This window comes from Pseudomonas sp. CFII68 (assembly GCF_000416195.1).
GTDB lineage: Bacteria > Pseudomonadota > Gammaproteobacteria > Pseudomonadales > Pseudomonadaceae > Aquipseudomonas > Aquipseudomonas kilonensis.
In genome coordinates this window covers 36,693-53,249 of sequence record NZ_ATLN01000120.1, presented here as the reverse complement: position 1 = coordinate 53,249, position 16,557 = coordinate 36,693, and the positions used below count along the sequence as shown (strand labels likewise).

At 61.7% G+C, this 16,557-nt stretch carries 15 protein-coding genes and 1 pseudogene; 11 read left to right on the top strand and 5 right to left on the bottom strand.

Annotation, left to right across the window (positions count from 1 at the left end):
• The first annotated feature begins 205 nt into the window (after positions 1–205).
• Both CFII68_RS04805 and CFII68_RS04810 read left to right on the top strand, forming a co-directional pair.
• Positions 206–607, top strand: a complete 402-nt coding sequence (locus CFII68_RS04805; RefSeq protein ID WP_018612372.1) for a lysozyme inhibitor LprI family protein — start codon at positions 206–208, stop codon at positions 605–607.
• 57 nt (positions 608–664) lie between these two features.
• Complete coding sequence (locus tag CFII68_RS04810) at positions 665–1,081, top strand: DUF3010 family protein (RefSeq protein WP_018612370.1); 417 nt, start codon at positions 665–667, stop codon at positions 1,079–1,081.
• 170 nt (positions 1,082–1,251) lie between these two features.
• Here CFII68_RS04810 and CFII68_RS04815 read toward each other — a convergent pair whose 3' ends face one another.
• Positions 1,252–2,436, bottom strand: a complete 1,185-nt coding sequence (locus tag CFII68_RS04815; protein WP_018612368.1) for a hypothetical protein — start codon at positions 2,434–2,436, stop codon at positions 1,252–1,254.
• Positions 2,437–2,504: 68 nt separating this feature from the next.
• The gene (locus CFII68_RS04820; protein WP_018612366.1) at positions 2,505–3,464 is read right to left on the bottom strand and encodes a GlxA family transcriptional regulator; all 960 of its coding nucleotides are present in this window, start codon (positions 3,462–3,464) and stop codon (positions 2,505–2,507) included.
• Positions 3,465–3,650: 186 nt separating this feature from the next.
• On the opposite strand from CFII68_RS04820, the gene CFII68_RS04825 reads away from it, so the two are divergent.
• The 6 genes from CFII68_RS04825 to CFII68_RS04850 all read left to right on the top strand — a co-directional run bounded on the left by CFII68_RS04825 (position 3,651) and on the right by CFII68_RS04850 (position 9,102).
• Complete coding sequence (locus tag CFII68_RS04825; RefSeq protein WP_018612365.1) at positions 3,651–4,595, top strand: choline ABC transporter substrate-binding protein; 945 nt, start codon at positions 3,651–3,653, stop codon at positions 4,593–4,595.
• 71 nt (positions 4,596–4,666) lie between these two features.
• On the top strand, positions 4,667–5,554 hold the full coding sequence (locus CFII68_RS04830; RefSeq protein WP_018612361.1) for a 3-keto-5-aminohexanoate cleavage protein: 888 nt from the start codon (positions 4,667–4,669) through the stop codon (positions 5,552–5,554).
• A 162-nt stretch (positions 5,555–5,716) separates the two neighbouring features.
• Positions 5,717–6,682, top strand: coding sequence for an L-carnitine dehydrogenase (locus tag CFII68_RS04835; protein ID WP_018612359.1), 966 nt, complete (start codon positions 5,717–5,719; stop codon positions 6,680–6,682).
• A gap of 127 nt (positions 6,683–6,809) precedes the next feature.
• Complete coding sequence (locus tag CFII68_RS04840) at positions 6,810–7,286, top strand: thioesterase family protein (protein WP_018612357.1); 477 nt, start codon at positions 6,810–6,812, stop codon at positions 7,284–7,286.
• 20 nt (positions 7,287–7,306) lie between these two features.
• Positions 7,307–8,467, top strand: coding sequence for a gamma-butyrobetaine dioxygenase (locus CFII68_RS04845; RefSeq protein WP_018612356.1), 1,161 nt, complete (start codon positions 7,307–7,309; stop codon positions 8,465–8,467).
• Between the two features lie 371 nt (positions 8,468–8,838).
• Entirely contained in the window at positions 8,839–9,102 is a 264-nt protein-coding gene (locus CFII68_RS04850) for a hypothetical protein (RefSeq protein WP_018612353.1), read from the top strand.
• 535 nt (positions 9,103–9,637) lie between these two features.
• Here CFII68_RS04850 and CFII68_RS04855 read toward each other — a convergent pair.
• From CFII68_RS04855 to CFII68_RS04865, 3 genes and pseudogenes are all read right to left on the bottom strand, one after another.
• Positions 9,638–10,741 carry a GlxA family transcriptional regulator gene (locus CFII68_RS04855; RefSeq protein WP_013694424.1) on the bottom strand — a complete coding sequence of 368 codons (1,104 nt, stop codon included), beginning with the start codon at positions 10,739–10,741 and terminating at the stop codon, positions 9,638–9,640.
• Positions 10,742–11,317: 576 nt separating this feature from the next.
• Positions 11,318–11,536 (bottom strand): annotated as a pseudogene (locus tag CFII68_RS04860) (L-serine ammonia-lyase, iron-sulfur-dependent, subunit alpha); the annotation flags it as partial.
• 126 nt (positions 11,537–11,662) lie between these two features.
• On the bottom strand, positions 11,663–13,039 hold the full coding sequence (locus CFII68_RS04865; protein ID WP_018612349.1) for an L-serine ammonia-lyase: 1,377 nt from the start codon (positions 13,037–13,039) through the stop codon (positions 11,663–11,665).
• A gap of 423 nt (positions 13,040–13,462) precedes the next feature.
• Here CFII68_RS04865 and CFII68_RS04870 point away from each other — a divergent pair, with 423 nt between their 5' ends.
• The 3 genes from CFII68_RS04870 (at position 13,463) to choV (ending at position 16,501) form a co-directional block, all read left to right on the top strand.
• Positions 13,463–14,410, top strand: a complete 948-nt coding sequence (locus CFII68_RS04870; protein WP_018612347.1) for a choline ABC transporter substrate-binding protein — start codon at positions 13,463–13,465, stop codon at positions 14,408–14,410.
• A 70-nt stretch (positions 14,411–14,480) separates the two neighbouring features.
• On the top strand, positions 14,481–15,326 hold the full coding sequence (gene choW / locus CFII68_RS04875) for a choline ABC transporter permease subunit (RefSeq protein ID WP_014340605.1): 846 nt from the start codon (positions 14,481–14,483) through the stop codon (positions 15,324–15,326).
• Positions 15,323–16,501 carry a choline ABC transporter ATP-binding protein gene (gene choV / locus CFII68_RS04880; protein WP_018612345.1) on the top strand — a complete coding sequence of 393 codons (1,179 nt, stop codon included), beginning with the start codon at positions 15,323–15,325 and terminating at the stop codon, positions 16,499–16,501. The genes choW and choV overlap by 4 nt, the downstream gene beginning before the upstream one ends.
• Positions 16,502–16,557: the final 56 nt, after the last annotated feature.

The following is a 16,557-nucleotide window of genomic DNA, read 5'->3' as shown; positions in this document are numbered from 1 at the left end:
CGCCGAATCGTGTGCCGGCGCTTTGGGGCCAGCATATGCCTGAGGGCCGCGACGACCCGGTGCAAAAACGACAGGGGAATTGCCGAAAGCGTCAATCCACGACAAAGGGGTACACCAGGCCCACCCTACCCGTCTGTTCTTTACCCGACGCTTGCGCCAGAATCCGCCGCATCACTGGTTTTCACTGGACTTGAGCGGCAACGCAATGAAATCACTCTTCCTGGCTTTGGCACTGATCAGCACCGTCGCGCATGCGACCGAAGACACCGAACCCAATCCCTGCGACGAAGTTGAAAACGACGTCCAGACCCTGGCCTGCTCGGCCTACGGCAAAACCGCCGCCGAACAATTGCTGGGCGAAAACCTGCAAAGCCTCAACGAGCGCCTGCAAACCCGCTACGCCAGCGACAAGGCCCAGCTCAACGACATCACCACCAAGATCAAGGCCGCCCAGCAACTGTGGCAAAAACAGCGCGAGGCCGACTGCGCCATCGCCGCCTTCCCGGCCAAACCCGGCAGCGAAGCCTACAAAATCGCCGAAAACGACTGCATGGCCCAGGTGAGCGATGATCGGTCGGAGTTTTTGGAGTCGATTGGGCAGGAGTGATGCTTCAGAAGCCGTTTAGCGCGGTAAGCTGCTTGCATCATTGGTAAAGGGATTCACATGAAAACGTGCGGCATCGAAATCAAAGGCAGCGAAGCGATCATCGCCGTTGCCTCGCTGGATCAACAGGCGCTGAGTCACGTTGCGCTGAACACCAAGAAAATCGCCCTGGACGACGATGACGAAGCCGCCAACGTCAAGGCTTTCGCTGCCCAGGTGCGGGCGTTCGTGACGGACAACGGTATCGAACGCATCGCCATCAAGAAGCGCAGCAAGAAAGGCGAGTTCGCCGGTGGCCCGACCACGTTCAAGATCGAAGGGGTCTTCCAGTTGCTGGACGGTTGTGAGGTGACGCTGCTGTCGCCGCAGACCATCAATGCGCAGAGCAAGAAACATGACTTCGCCCTGCCGGCGACGCTGAACAAGTATCAGCATGAGGCGTACAAGGCGGCGTGTTCGGCGTTGGTGAAGAAATAGACCTTTCCCAGCCGAACGGGCACCTGTGTAGCGTTTTTTGTGGGAGCAAAGCTTGCTCGCGATGGAGGCGATGCGGTCCTTCAGAAACCGAGTCGACTGTTTCGCGAGCAAGCTTTGCTCCCACAAAATCCCCTCTCCACACAGGTCACTATGCTCGACCGCTAATCGGGTCAGGACCGACTCTGTCGCTTACGATACCCCTTCAACCACTCCGCAAACGCCTTGTCCTCCAGCGCATAACCCCCGCGGTTGGACTTCCACACCAATTCCTTTTCACGCAGCGCGTCGATGCAGGATTGGATGGTCTGGGTACCGGGCACGACTTCGCTTCCCATAGTCCTCAGCGCCTTGCCCACCGCCTCCAGCGTTGAATCGGTGAAGGGCGCGAAGGGTTCGTTGTTTTGCGAACGCTCGGCCATGACCTGCAGCACGGCGCGTTGCGGCACCGTCAGGGCGTTCCAGGCGCTCTCGAACTCGGTCCAGACGCCGGCGCGCAGCATTTCAGCGCTGTTGCGCAGCAAGTCACCCAACTGGCTCGCCTCACCCAGCTCCAGGGCAATTTCGCCGATGACGCTGCGCAACATCTCGGGACGGCGCCCCACCAACTCAAACGCCTGGTCGAGGTCATCGGCGTTGAACTGGTTGGTTTGAGCCAAGTGTGCGTTCAAATGGGCGGTGTAGGCCTGGGTGAAGGCTTTGCCCAGCAAAGGGAACGGCGTGATGCTGGACCCGTAGAACGGTTGGTTGCGGCTGAGTACCAAGTGGGCGAGCTTGTCGCGATTGGAGCCGGTGAACACCAGCCGCAGGCCGCTGGCATCCCCCTCACGTCCCTGGTTGAGCTGGTCGCGGGCAGCCTTGAGGCCGAACATCGCGTTGACCCCGGCCTCGGTGGTCAAGGCATGCTGGGCTTCGTCGATCACCAGCACCACGGTTTTACCCGCGGCACGGTGCAACAGCTCCAGCGCCTGGGTCAGCGTCGCCCCTTCGGGCAGTTGCGGCTGGCTGAAATCCCAGGACAGCGTGCGCAAGAAGCTGAGTTTGTCGATGCCCATGGATTTGGCGAGCTTGCGGATGCCCTTTTCATAAGGCACCAGTGCCCCGGCGATGGCCGAGGCGATCAGGTCGGCAGGGTCCTTCTCCTTGTTGGCCCAAAGGTCGACGTAGACCGCGAGCCAACCTCGCGTCTCGCATTCGGGAATCAAGTCTTCGCGCAGGAATGTACTTTTTCCGGTACGCCTTGGCGCGGCCAGGAACAGGCCTGAGGTGTAATCCTGAATCCCGGCGCCGGCCAGCCCATCGACAATATTGCGGGCCAGATCGGGGCGCCGGAAGACAAAACCGGGGTGCTTGGACATGGTTTTATACTCAATTATGGCGAAAGGTATAATTTATAGTCGCGAGTATAATTGAGTATAAAAGCCTGTCAAACCAACTCCCGCCCATCCCCCTGCCGTCGCCGATCCTCCCGCGGGCAGCGCTCGAACCGTGCCCGATAGCTGCGGGTGAAGTACGACGGTGACTCAAAGCCGCAGGCGATGCTTACTTCCAGCACACTCATGTCGGTCTGGCGCAGCAATTGCCGGGCCTTTTCCAGGCGCAGGCGCAGGTAGAAGTTGCTCGGGGTGTCGTTCAGGTGCAGGCGGAACAGCCGTTCGAGCTGGCGACGGGTGACGTTGATCGACTCGGCCAGCGCCAAGGTGCTCAGTGGCGGTTCGCTATGGGTTTCCATCTCGCCGATGACGTGCACCAGCTTCTTGTTGCGAATGCCGTAGCGGTTGGCGATTTCCATGCGCTGGTGGTCTTTGCGCGGGCGGATGCGGCCGAGCACGAACTGCTCGCTGACCTGGATCGCCAGTTCCAAACCGTGCGCCTGGCCGATCAGGTCCAGCATCAGGTCGATGGACGCAGTGCCGCCCGCGCAGGTGATGCGGCGACGGTCGATTTCGAACAGTTCCTGGGTCACGCTGAGTTGCGGATAGGACTCCTTGAACGCCTCGATCGCTTCCCAATGCAAGGTCACGCGGTGCCCTTCCAACAGTCCCGCCTCGGCCAACACCACACTGCCGGTGTCGATGCCCCCCAGGGTCACGCCTTCGTTATCCAGCCGATGCAGCCAGCGCTCCAGTGCCGGGGTGGCGAATTTCAGCGGTTCGAACCCGGCCACCACCCAGAGGGTCGCGCCCTTCTTCAGCGGTTCCAGTGCGGCATCGGCGTTGACCGACATGCCATTGCTCGCCAGCACCGGCCCGCCATCGATACTCAGCACATGCCAGCGGTACAGCTCGCCACGAAAACGATTGGCGACCCGCAAGGGCTCGATGGCCGAAATGAAACCGATGGCCGAAAAACCCGGCATCAACAAGAAGTAGAAATCCTGGGACATGGAGCGCACTCGGTTGGCGGGTAGCGTGCGGACCTTGATACGCCAGTTGCAACGCCCGTTCAAGAGTCGCTGCAGTGCAAGAGCACGTCGCCGCTGTGCGCTTTGCCAGGCGTTGGGCTGCGTAACTTGGCATCACCGGTGCGCAGATGCCGGAACCCATAACAATAAGCTGCCGAGGAACCCGACATGAAACGACTGATCAGCTCCTGTGTACTTGCACTTTGCGGCACCACCTTCCTCAATGGCGCCGTCATGGCTGCCGAGCCCGCCGCATGCCAGAACGTGCGCCTGGGCGTGGTCAACTGGACCGACGTCATCGCCACCAGCGCCCTGACCCAGGTGATGCTCGACGGCCTCGGCTACAAGACCAAGCAAACCAGCGCCTCCCAGCAAATCATCTTCGCCGGCATCCGCGACCAGCGCCTGGACCTGTTCCTGGGCTACTGGAACCCGTTGATGACCCAGACCATCACCCCGTTCGTCGAGGCCAAGCAAATCAAGGTGCTGGAACAGCCCAGCCTCAAGGACGCCCGCGCCACCCTGGCCGTGCCGGCGTACCTGGCCGACAAGGGCCTGAAGACCTTCGCCGACATCGCCAAATTCGAAAAAGAACTGGGCGGCAAGATCTACGGCATTGAGCCTGGCTCCGGCGCCAACACCCAGATCAAGGCGATGATCGCCAAGAACCAGTTCGGCCTGGGCAAATTCCAACTGGTGGAGTCCAGCGAAGCCGGCATGCTCGCCGCCGTGGACCGCGCCGTGCGGCGCAAGGAAGCCGTGGTGTTCTTCGGTTGGGCGCCGCACCCGATGAACGTCAACGTGCAAATGACCTACCTCACCGGCAGCGACGGCGCCCTCGGCCCGAACGAAGGCATGGCCACCGTCTGGACCGTCACCGCGCCGGACTACGCCCAACAATGCCCGAACGTCGGTCGCTTGCTGAGCAACCTGACGTTCAGCGCCGAGGATGAGAGCCGGATGATGCAGCCGTTGCTCGATCACAAGGACCCGCTCGAATCGGCCCGGCAATGGCTCAAGGATCATCCGCAAGACAAGCAGCGCTGGCTCGAAGGCGTCACCACCTTCGACGGCAAGCCCGCCGCCGACAACCTGAAACTGACCAATAACTGAACAACCGTTATCCATCTGCGCAGCGCCAAACGGCTGCGCGGTGACTCACCACGCCTGAAGGAAGCCGCACCATGAACCACGACGTCATCATCACCTGCGCACTCACCGGTGCTGGCGACACGACCGCCAAGAGCCCCCACGTGCCGGTCACCCCGAAACAGATCGCCGCCGCTGCCGTCGAGGCGGCGAAGGCCGGGGCCACGGTGGTCCATTGCCACGTCCGCGACCCGCAGACCGGCAAGTTCAGCCGCGACGTGGCGCTGTACCGCGAAGTGATGGAGCGCATCCGTGAGGCGGACGTGGACATCATCGTCAACCTCACCGCCGGCATGGGCGGCGACTTGGAGATCGGCGCAGGGGAAAACCCGATGGAATTCGGTCCCAACACCGACCTGGTGGGGCCGCTGACCCGCCTGGCCCACGTCGAAGCGCTGTTACCGGAAATCTGCACGCTGGATTGCGGCACCCTGAACTTCGGCGACGGCGACACCATTTACGTCTCCACCCCGGCGCAACTGCGGGCCGGCGCCAAGCGCATCACCGAACTGGGGGTCAAGGCCGAGCTGGAGATCTTCGACACCGGTCACCTGTGGTTCGCCAAGCAACTGATCAAGGAAGGCCTGCTGGACAACCCGCTGTTCCAGCTCTGCCTGGGCATCCCGTGGGGCGCACCGGCCGACACCACCACGATGAAAGCCATGGTCGACAACCTGCCGGCGGACGCGGTGTGGGCCGGCTTCGGCATCGGCCGCATGCAAATGCCAATGGCCGCCCAGGCGGTGCTGCTGGGGGGCAACGTGCGGGTCGGCCTGGAAGACAACCTCTGGCTGGACAAAGGCGTACTCGCCACCAACGGCCAACTGGTGGAGCGGGCCGGCGAAATCCTCAGTCGCCTCGGTGCGCGGGTGCTCACCCCGGCTGAAGGTCGCAAGAAAATGGGCCTGACCCAGCGCGGCTAAACCGACATCCACCTTCCCCTATTGGGGGGCACAACCTGTGGGAGCAAGGCTTGCCCGCGATAACGGTATGTCAGTCGACATCCCCGTTGAATCTACTGCCGCCATCGCGGGCAAGCCTTGCTCCCACAGGAGATCACCGAACTATTTTTTCAGGAAATCACCATGAGTTTTATCACCGACATCAAGACCTTCGCCGCCCTGGGCAGTGGTGTAATCGGCAGCGGCTGGGTCAGCCGGGCCCTGGCCCATGGCCTCGACGTTGTCGCCTGGGACCCGGCGCCCGGCGCCGAAGCGGCCTTGCGCAAACGTGTCGCCAATGCCTGGGGCGCCCTGGAGAAACAGGGCCTGGCCCCTGGCGCCTCGCAGGATCGGCTGCGCTTTGTCACCACCATCGAAGAATGCGTGCGCGACGCCGATTTCATTCAGGAAAGCGCCCCCGAGCGCCTGGCGTTGAAACTCGAATTGCACGGCCAGATCAGCGCCGCCGCCAAGCCAAACGCGTTGATCGGTTCCAGTACCTCGGGGCTGCTGCCGAGCGAATTCTACGAAGGCGCCACCCATCCGGAGCGCTGCGTGGTCGGGCACCCGTTCAACCCGGTCTACCTGTTGCCGCTGGTGGAAGTGGTCGGCGGCAAAAACACCGCGCCCGAAGCCGTGCAGGCGGCGATGCAGGTGTACGAATCCCTGGGCATGCGGCCGCTGCACGTGCGCAAGGAAGTGCCCGGTTTCATCGCCGACCGCCTGCTCGAAGCGCTCTGGCGCGAAGCCCTGCACCTGGTCAACGACGGGGTGGCGACCACCGGGGAAATCGACGATGCGATCCGCTTCGGCGCCGGCTTGCGCTGGTCGTTCATGGGCACCTTCCTGACCTACACCCTGGCCGGCGGCGATGCCGGGATGCGGCACTTCATGGCCCAGTTCGGCCCGGCGCTGCAACTGCCATGGACCTACCTGCCGGCGCCAGAGCTGACCGAGAAGCTGATCGACGATGTGGTGGACGGCACGAGCGCGCAATTGGGCAGCCACAGCATCTCGGCCCTGGAGCGCTATCGTGATGATTGTCTGCTGGCGGTGCTGGAGGCGGTGAAGACCACCAAGGAAAAGCACGGTATGTCTTTCACTGAATAACCCCCTGTGGGAGCGGGCTTGCTCGCGAAGAGGCCGGTACATCCGCCAAATATCGTGCGGTAGATACACCGCCTTCGCGAGCAAGCCCGCTCCCACATGAATCCCACTCTTCTGTTGGATCGTCATCATGCCCACCCTCACCACCTACCAAACCCGCATCCTCCCCGAATGGGTCGATTACAACGGCCACCTGCGCGATGCCTTCTACCTGCTGATCTTCAGCTACGCCACCGACGCGCTGATGGACCGGCTCGGCCTGGACAGCCAGAACCGCGAAGCCAGCGGCCACTCGCTGTTCACCCTCGAACTTCATCTCAATTATCTGCACGAAGTGAAACTCGGGGCCGACGTGCAAGTGCACACGCAGATCATCGGCCACGACGCCAAGCGCCTGCACCTCTACCACAGCCTGCACCTGGTCGGCGGTGATAAAGAGCTGGCCGGCAATGAACAGATGCTGTTGCACGTCGACCTGACCGGTCCGCGCTCGGCGCCTTTCACCGAACAGACCCTGGGCCGGCTCAGCGCCCTGCTCGACGAACAATCCGACCTGCCGCCGCCGCTGTACATCGGCCGGATCATCGCCCTGCCTCTGCCCCGATAAACCGCGAACAGGAGATCGCCATGAACACCGCCGCCTTTGCCGACTTCCGCCGTTACCCCCTGATTTCCCCATTGACCGCCGCCATGCCGTTGACCGACCGGGTGCAAGTGACGTGGGCCGACGGCCGGACCAGCCCCTTTCATCACCCGTGGCTGCGGGACAACTGCCCGTGCGCCCAATGCGTCTACAGCGTCACCCGCGAACAGGTGCTGGAGATCGTCGACGTCCCTGAAGACATGACTCCCAGTGCGACCCGCCTCGACGACGAAGGCTGCCTGTGCGTGGACTGGCAGGACGGTCACCAGAGCCGTTTCGACCCCGGCTGGCTGCGCGCCCACGCCTACGATGACCAATCACGCGCCGAGCGCCTGGCGAACAAGCCCTGCCGCCAACTGTGGCGACGCGACCTGCAATTGCCAGTGTTCGACTACCCGGCGCTGATGGACGATGACGATACGTTGTTGCAATGGTTGCTGGCGGTGCGCGACATCGGCCTGACCCAGGTGTGCGGCGTGCCCACCGAACCCGGTTCGCTGAAACGGGTTGCCCAGCGCATTTCCTTCATTCGCGAGAGCAACTTCGGTGTGCTGTTCAACGTGCAGTCCAAGGCCGATGCCGACAGCAACGCCTACACCGCTTTCAACCTGCCGTTGCACAGTGATTTGCCGACCCGGGAATTGCAGCCGGGGCTGCAATTCCTGCATTGCCTGGTGAATGACGCCGACGGTGGCGAGAGCATTTTTGTCGACGGTTTTGCCATTGCTCAAGCGCTGCGCCAGGAAGACCCCGAGGCCTTCGACGTGCTGTGTCGGATCCCGGTGGAGTTTCGCAACAAGGACCGTCGCAGCGACTACCGCTGCCTGGCGCCGATCATCGCGCTGGACACCCTGGGGCAGGTTTCGGAAATCCGCATGGCGAACTTCCTGCGTGGGCCGTTCGACACCACGGTCGAGCAGATGCCCAGGCTTTATCGCGCCTACCGCCGCTTCATCGCCCTGACCCGCGAACCACAATTTCGTCTGGTACAGCGCCTCGAACCCGGCCAGCTCTGGTGCTTCGACAACCGCCGCACCCTCCACGCCCGCAATGCCTTCGACCCGGCTTCCGGGGCCCGGCATTTCCAGGGGTGCTATGTGGATCGGGATGAGTTGTTGTCGCGGATTCTGGTGTTGCAGCGCTAGACCGCGTAACGGCCATTCGCGAGCAAGCCCGCTCCCACAGGAGTCCCCATTCCCATGTGGGAGCGGGCTTGCTCGCGAAGGCGTCCGATCAATCAACCCAATTTCTCCCTGATTTTCACAGGCAAAAAAATCCCCGATCAAGCCGTGACAGGATCGGGGCAGGAGCGTTACTGGAGGAGCTGTCGCGCGAGGGTGACCAAACCATCGTGATTCAGCTTGAGGCCAGTGTGCCCAGTCCAGGTCCGTGCAAGTTAGCCGAAAACGACGCCTCCATAGTCATTCATGACATTGCGACCATTTGCCCTTGCCGCCGCTTCGGGTGGCTACCAGAATCGAGACACGACCCCAATCCCTGAACAAGGAAAAGCGTCATGATGTACGCCGATTTGATCGACCAGGAAGACCTGCTGGGCCACCTCAAGGCCCTGGGCCTGCAAATACCCAGTGGTTCCACTGCCGAGCAGGCGTGCGAGTGCGCCGTGCGGGGGCTGGACACCGTCCGTGCCAATGATTTGCGGCGGATGGTCAAGGAGATGTACACCAGCAGCGCCACCATCCTGCCGGCCGTGCGCCAGGCGATCGATAAGCAGCTGTTGCCGGCGTTGATGCAATACCAGCAGAACCATAGCGCCTGACAGAACACAATTGCTCCCACAGGATTTGTGTCGTTCACAAAACCTGTGGGAGCGAGCTTGCTCGCGATGGCGGCCTGACTGAGTACATATCCGTTGCTGCGGTAACGGCGGCTAATGGTTCCGCCCTGACGGCGGCTCACTTTTGAAAAGCGCAAAAGTAAGCAAAACGCTCATGCCCCACCACTCGGTGCCTCGCCTAGGCTCGGCATGCCCGAACGAAGGCATTGCTCCGTGGGCCCGCCGCGAAGGGCCATCCATGGCCCAGCGCGGCTATCCCGGCATCCATGCCGGGATGCCCACTCCACAATGCCTGCGTTCGGCCAGCGTGGTTAACGGGGCCCCAAGATCAACGTCCACCGCGAGGCGGCCTAGTAGCCGACCTGGTTCTCCCCGTCGTACACCCATCAGATCTGTTTGAGCAGGACCTGTGGGAGCAAAGCTTGCTCGCGAGGCGGCCTGACCGCCGGCCTACTCTCCAGCCGTACCCCAATCCAACTGTGGGAGCGAGCTTGCTCGCGATAAAGGCGCTACGGTCTCAGAGCCTCACACTGGCAAACGTCGACTCATTACGCGCCTGGCTCAACGCCGACAGCGGGCCGGACAATGGCGACAGCACCAGCGCCTGTGGCAGCGGCATCATCGCCACCTGTTGCGTGGTGTTGGAACCGACGCGTTCGTCGCGCGGCGGAATGCCGAAGTATTCGCGGTAGCACTTGGAGAAGTGCGGGGTGGAGACGAAGCCGCACACCGAGGCCACTTCGATGATCGACATCGGCGTCTGCTTGAGCAGTTGCCGCGCACGGATCAACCGCAGCTTGAGGTAATAGCGCGACGGCGAGCAGTGCAGGTACTTCTGGAACAACCGCTCCAGCTGACGCCGGGACACGGCGACGTATACCGCCAGTTCGTCCAGGTCGATCGGTTCTTCGAGGTTGGCCTCCATCAGCGCGACGATTTCCTGCAGCTTCGGCTGGTTGGTGCCAAGCATGTGCTTGAGTGGCACACGCTGGTGATCCTGTTCGTTGCGGATACGCTCGTAGACAAACATTTCCGAGATCGCTGCCGACAGTTCGCGACCGTGATCGCGGCTGATCAGGTGCAGCATCATGTCCAGCGGCGCGGTGCCCCCGGAGCTGGTGAAGCGGTTGCGGTCGAGGGTGAACAAACGGGTGCTCATCGACACCCGTGGGAAAGCTTCCTGCATTGCCGCCAGGCATTCCCAGTGCACGCTGCAATCGAAGCCGTCCAGCAGGCCGGCGCAGGCCAGGGCCCAACTGCCGGTGCAGACCGCGCCGAGGCGACGGGATTGGCGGGCCTGGCCTTGCAGCCAAGACACGTGTTCGCGGGTCACGGTGCGCTGGATGCCGATACCGCCACAGACGATGACAGTGTCCAGGGCCGGCGCCTTGTGCATGGAGGCGTCAGGAGTGATTTGCAAACCGTCGCTGGCCCAGACCTGGCCGCCATCGACCGTAAGGGTGGTCCAGCGATACAGCTCGCGACCGGACAATTGGTTGGCCATGCGTAGCGGTTCTACCGCGGACGCCAGGGAAATCAGCGTGAAATTGTCCAGCAGCAAAAAGCCGATGGATTGAGGCGCACGGTTCTGGGGTTGGGCCCCGGAGTTGGACGTCGTCATCGCGGTATCTCCTCACACAAAGCGGGTGATGGCCTCAGGCGGAGGCTCTTGTTATTGCCATCGTTCTCGTGCCGAGACGGGGCTTTATCGGGATAGAGCAATTGCCATGCCTAAAATTGAATGCGCGTTCAATAAATCCTGAAAACGACATCGCGGCCTGTCTATATAAGGCGTGTGTCGAGTACGGGTTATAAGCGCCATCCAGGGCGGCAGGCACCTGTCACAGCGGGCCGTGAGCAGTTCGGTAGCACTTGTGGGAACTGGGCTGCGCCGCTTGCGCAACGAGTATCACCACAGGTGCGGATGACGGACGGTCGAGGCCGATTCAGCGGCTGGCTCGACAACAGGGGTCTTGTCTGTTTGCGACGCGCTAAAAGGTGGCGTGTTTGCCGATTGGTGTTCATTTTGTGAGCGGTTTTCGCTCTTGTGGATAAAGGGAATCATCTGTGGGAGCAAAGCTTGCTCGCGATGGCGGTATGCCAGTCGACATCCATGTTGAATCTACTGACGCTATCGCGGGCAAGCCTTGCTCCCACAGAAAACCCTCTTGCCACAGAGCGTTGTGCAAACAAGGTTTCAGCACTCCACCGCACTGACCGCCAAGCCGCCGCGCGAGGTTTCCTTATATTTGTCATGCATGTCGGCACCGGTATCACGCATGGTGCGGATCACCCGGTCCAGGGAGATGAAATGCTGGCCATCCCCGCGCAAGGCCATTTGGGCGGCGTTGATGGCCTTGACCGCGGCGATCGCATTACGCTCGATGCACGGCACCTGCACCAGGCCGCCCACTGGGAGCAAAGCTTGCTCGCGATGGCGGTATGCCAGTCGACATCCATGTTGAATCTACTGACGCTATCGCGGGCAAGCCTTGCTCCCACAGAAAACCCTCTTGCCACAGAGCGTTGTGCAAACAAGGTTTCAGCACTCCACCGCACTGACCGCCAAGCCGCCGCGCGAGGTTTCCTTATATTTGTCATGCATGTCGGCACCGGTATCACGCATGGTGCGGATCACCCGGTCCAGGGAGATGAAATGCTGGCCATCCCCGCGCAAGGCCATTTGGGCGGCGTTGATGGCCTTGACCGCGGCGATCGCATTACGCTCGATGCACGGCACCTGCACCAGGCCGCCCACCGGGTCGCAGGTCAGGCCGAGGTTGTGTTCCAGGCCGATTTCCGCCGCGTTGCACAGTTGTTCCGGCGTGGCGCCGAGGATTTCCGCCAGACCGGCCGCCGCCATGGCGCAAGCCGATCCCACCTCGCCCTGGCAACCGACTTCGGCGCCGGAAATCGATGCGTTCTTTTTGCACAGGATCCCGACGGCCGCCGCACCGAGGAAATAATCCACGACGTTGGCGTCGGTGACCGCTTCGCTGAACTTCATGAAGTAATGCAGCACCGCCGGAATGATCCCCGCCGCGCCATTGGTCGGCGCCGTGACCATGCGCCCGCCGGCAGCATTCTCCTCGTTGACCGCCAAGGCGAACAGGTTGACCCACTCCATGGCGCTGAGGGTCGAGCCGATGACATTGGGCTTGTTCAACTCTTGCAGGCTGCGATGCAACTTGGCCGCACGTCGACGCACATTCAAACCGCCCGGCAGGATGCCTTCGTGCTTGAGACCCTGCTCGACGCAATCCTGCATGGCCCGCCAGAGTTTCATCAGGCCGCTGCGGATCTCTTCTTCGGAACGCCAGACCTTTTCGTTGGCCATCATCAACTCGGCCACCCGCAGGTTGTGGCTGCGGCACAGCTGGAGCAACTCTTCGGCGCTGGAAAAATCGTAAGGCAGTTCGGTGCGGTCCAGGTCCACTACACCGCTGGTGGCCTGGGCCTGATCGACAACGAAACCACCGCCAACCGAATAATAAGTGTCACGGTGCAGCTCGCCGTCGGCGCCCTCGGCCACCAGCGTCATCGCATTGGGATGGAATGGCAGGTTCTCGTCGATCAGGCGCATGTCCCGGGACCAGATGAACGGCACCGACAGGCGACCGTCGAGCAGCAGGGTCTGGGTTTCGCGCAGCCGCTCGATGCGCGGGCCGATCTGCGACGGGTCGATTGCGTCCGGCCACTCGCCCATCAAGCCCATGATCACGGCGTTGTCGCTGCCGTGGCCGATGCCAGTGGCCGAAAGCGAACCGTAGAGCTGAACTTCCACCCGCGCGACTTGTTCCAAAAGTCCTCGCTCACGCAAACCTTGCACGAACAATGCGGCGGCCCGCATCGGGCCCACGGTGTGTGAACTGGACGGGCCAATACCGATTTTGAACAGGTCGAAAACGCTGATTGCCATTGCCGAGAACCTCCAGAACAGGCACATCCGGGCGCAGGAGCGTCCGGTGACGGAGCTGCTACGCTCAACGCCGGGATGGCCGCATCATCCGGTTTTTGCCATGGCGTGCGACGTCTGACACCGACGCAATCATGCCCAGCAGCGCCGCCCCGTCCTGCCCCCGGTTTTGCGGCGTTTTTCTGCGTATCAGGGGCCCATCAGGGGCGGAAAAAATCTGTAAACGACGTCACCAACACTGGATGCGACCCTCCCTGTACTGGATACGACCCACCCTGTAGGCGTCAGATTTGCACTGGTACATGATCGGTTACGGCTCGTTTGCAAGGCCGCGTGTCAGAGAGTGCCCACGCGCCACCAACCGCAACATCCCATAAGCGCGGCGTCCTGACCGGACACCGCCGATAAAACACCAGGAGTCCACCCATGAAAGGTTCCACATCGTTGTTGTTGGCCGCCATGCTGAGTCTTCCGATGCTGGCCAACGCTGCTGAACCCGAACAGTGCAGCACCGTCAACTTCTCCGATGTCGGTTGGACCGACATCACCGTGACCACCGCCACCACCAGCGTGGTGCTCGACGCCCTCGGCTACAAGACCAAGACCACCATGATTTCCGTGCCCGTGACCTACAAGTCCCTGGCCGACGGCAAGAACATGGACGTGTTCCTCGGCAACTGGATGCCGACCATGGAAAACGATATCAAGTCGTACCGCGAAGCCGGCACCGTGGAAACCGTGCGCACCAACCTCAAGGGCGCCAAGTACACCCTAGCCGTGCCCCAGGGTTTGTATGACAAAGGCCTGCACGACTTCGCCGACATCCCCAAATTCAAGAAAGAACTGGACGGCAAGATCTACGGGATCGAGCCCGGCAACGACGGCAACCGCCTGATCCAGAGCATGATCGAAAAGAACGCCTTCGGCCTGAAGGACGCGGGTTTCAAAGTCGTCGAGTCGAGTGAAGCCGGCATGCTCTCGCAGGTCGACCGCGCCGCCAAGCGCGGCACCGATGTGGTGTTCCTCGGCTGGGCGCCACACCCGATGAACACCCGCTTCAAAATCCAGTACCTGACCGGCGGCGACGACTTCTTCGGTCCCGACTTCGGTGCCGCCACCGTGGCAACCAACACCCGCAAGGGCTACAGCCAGGAATGCAGCAACGTTGGCCAGTTATTGAAAAACCTGGAGTTCACCGTCGACATGGAAAGCACACTGATGGGCAACGTGCTCGACGACAAAATGAAGCCTGAGGCCGCCGCCAAGGCCTGGCTGAAGAAAAACCCACAGGTACTCGATACCTGGCTGGCTGGCGTGACCACCATTGACGGTAAACCAGGCCTGGAAGCCGTGAAAGCCAAGCTCGCGCAATAACTGTTCATGTTATGCCGGGCGGGTTCGCTCGCCCGGGCTGTTTATCCCTTGCATGCGGACGTTCACTACCATGCTCATTGATCAGAAAATACCCTTGGGCCAGTACATCGCGGGCTTTGTCGAATGGTTGACGCAAAACGGCGCCAACACCTTCGACGCAATCGCGCTGTTCCTGGAAACGATGATTCACGGCGTGACGTTTGCGCTGACCTGGTTCAACCCCCTGGCCCTGATCGGCCTCATTGCGCTCTTGGCGCACTTCATCCAGCGCAAATGGGGCCTGACCGTATTCGTCATCGCGTCCTTCCTGCTGATTCTTAATTTGGGTTACTGGCAGGAGACCATGGAAACCCTCGCCCAGGTGCTGTTCGCGACCCTGGTTTGCGTATTGATCGGCGTGCCGCTGGGCATTGTTGCCGCGCACAAGCCGATGTTCTACACAATGATGCGTCCGGTGCTCGATCTGATGCAGACCGTACCGACCTTCGTCTACCTCATTCCTACCCTGACCCTTTTCGGTCTGGGTGTGGTCCCGGGCCTGATCTCCACGGTGGTGTTCGCGATTGCCGCGCCCATCCGCCTGACCTACCTGGGCATCCGCGACGTACCGGACGAACTGATGGACGCCGGCAAAGCCTTCGGCTGCTCCCGTCGCCAGCTCCTGTCGCGCATAGAACTGCCCCATGCGATGCCGAGCATCGCGGCCGGTATCACCCAGTGCATCATGCTGTCGTTGTCGATGGTGGTGATCGCCGCGCTGGTGGGTGCCGATGGCCTGGGCAAACCCGTGGTCAACGCACTGAACACCGCCGATATCGCCCTGGGCTTCGAAGCCGGCCTGGCGATCGTCCTGCTGGCAATCATGCTCGACCGAATCTGCAAACAACCCGACGCCAAAGTAGGGGGTGACGCATGAGCATAATTCGTTTTGAAGACGTCGACGTGATCTTCACCAGGGATCCACGCGAAGCGCTCAAGCTGCTCGACCAGGGCATGACCCGCAACGAAATCCTGAAGAAAACCGGGCAAATCGTCGGCGTGGAAAAAGCCACCCTGGACATCGAGAGAGGTGAAATCTGTGTCTTGATGGGCCTGTCCGGCTCCGGCAAGTCCAGCCTGCTGCGCTGCATCAACGGCTTGAACACCGTCAGCCGTGGCAAGCTGTTCGTCGAGCATGAAGGCCGGCAGATCGATATCGCTTCCTGCACCCCCGCCGAACTGAAGATGATGCGTACCAAGCGCATCGCCATGGTGTTCCAGAAATTCGCCCTGATGCCCTGGCTGACGGTGCGCGAGAACATCAGCTTCGGCCTGGAAATGCAGGGCCGTCCGGAAAAAGAACGCAAGAAGCTGGTGGATGAGAAGCTTGAGCTGGTGGGCCTGACCCAATGGCGTAACAAGAAGCCCGACGAGTTGTCCGGCGGCATGCAGCAACGGGTCGGCCTGGCCCGCGCCCTGGCAATGGACGCCGACATCCTGCTGATGGACGAACCCTTCTCGGCCCTCGACCCGTTGATCCGCCAAGGCCTGCAAGACGAGTTGCTGGAGCTGCAACGCAAACTGAGCAAGACCATCGTGTTCGTCAGCCACGACCTTGACGAGGCCCTGAAGCTGGGCAGCCGGATCGCGATCATGAAAGACGGCCGGATCATCCAGTACAGCAAGCCGGAACAAATCGTGCTGAACCCGGCGGACGAATATGTGCGCACCTTCGTCGCCCATACCAACCCGCTCAACGTCCTGTGCGGTCGCAGCCTGATGCGCACCCTGGACAACTGCAAGCGTATCAACGGTTCGGTATGTCTGGACCCGGGCGGCGACTCCTGGCTCGACCTGGCCGAAGGCAACACCATCAAGGGCGCCCGGCAGAACGGCGCGGCACTGGACCTGCAAAACTGGGTACCGGGCCAAGCGGTGGAAGACCTGGGCCGGCGTCCGACCCTGGTGGACTCCAACATCGGCATGCGCGACGCGCTGCAGATTCGCTACCAGACCGGCAACAAACTGGTGCTTCACGATAACCAGCAAGTCGTCGGGATCCTGGGCGACAGCGAGCTGTACCACGCACTGCTGGGCAAGAACCTGGGCTAAGCCCACGCCAGCAAAAACGCCGCGAGATGAACGCGGCGTTTTTGTTTGAGTGGTTC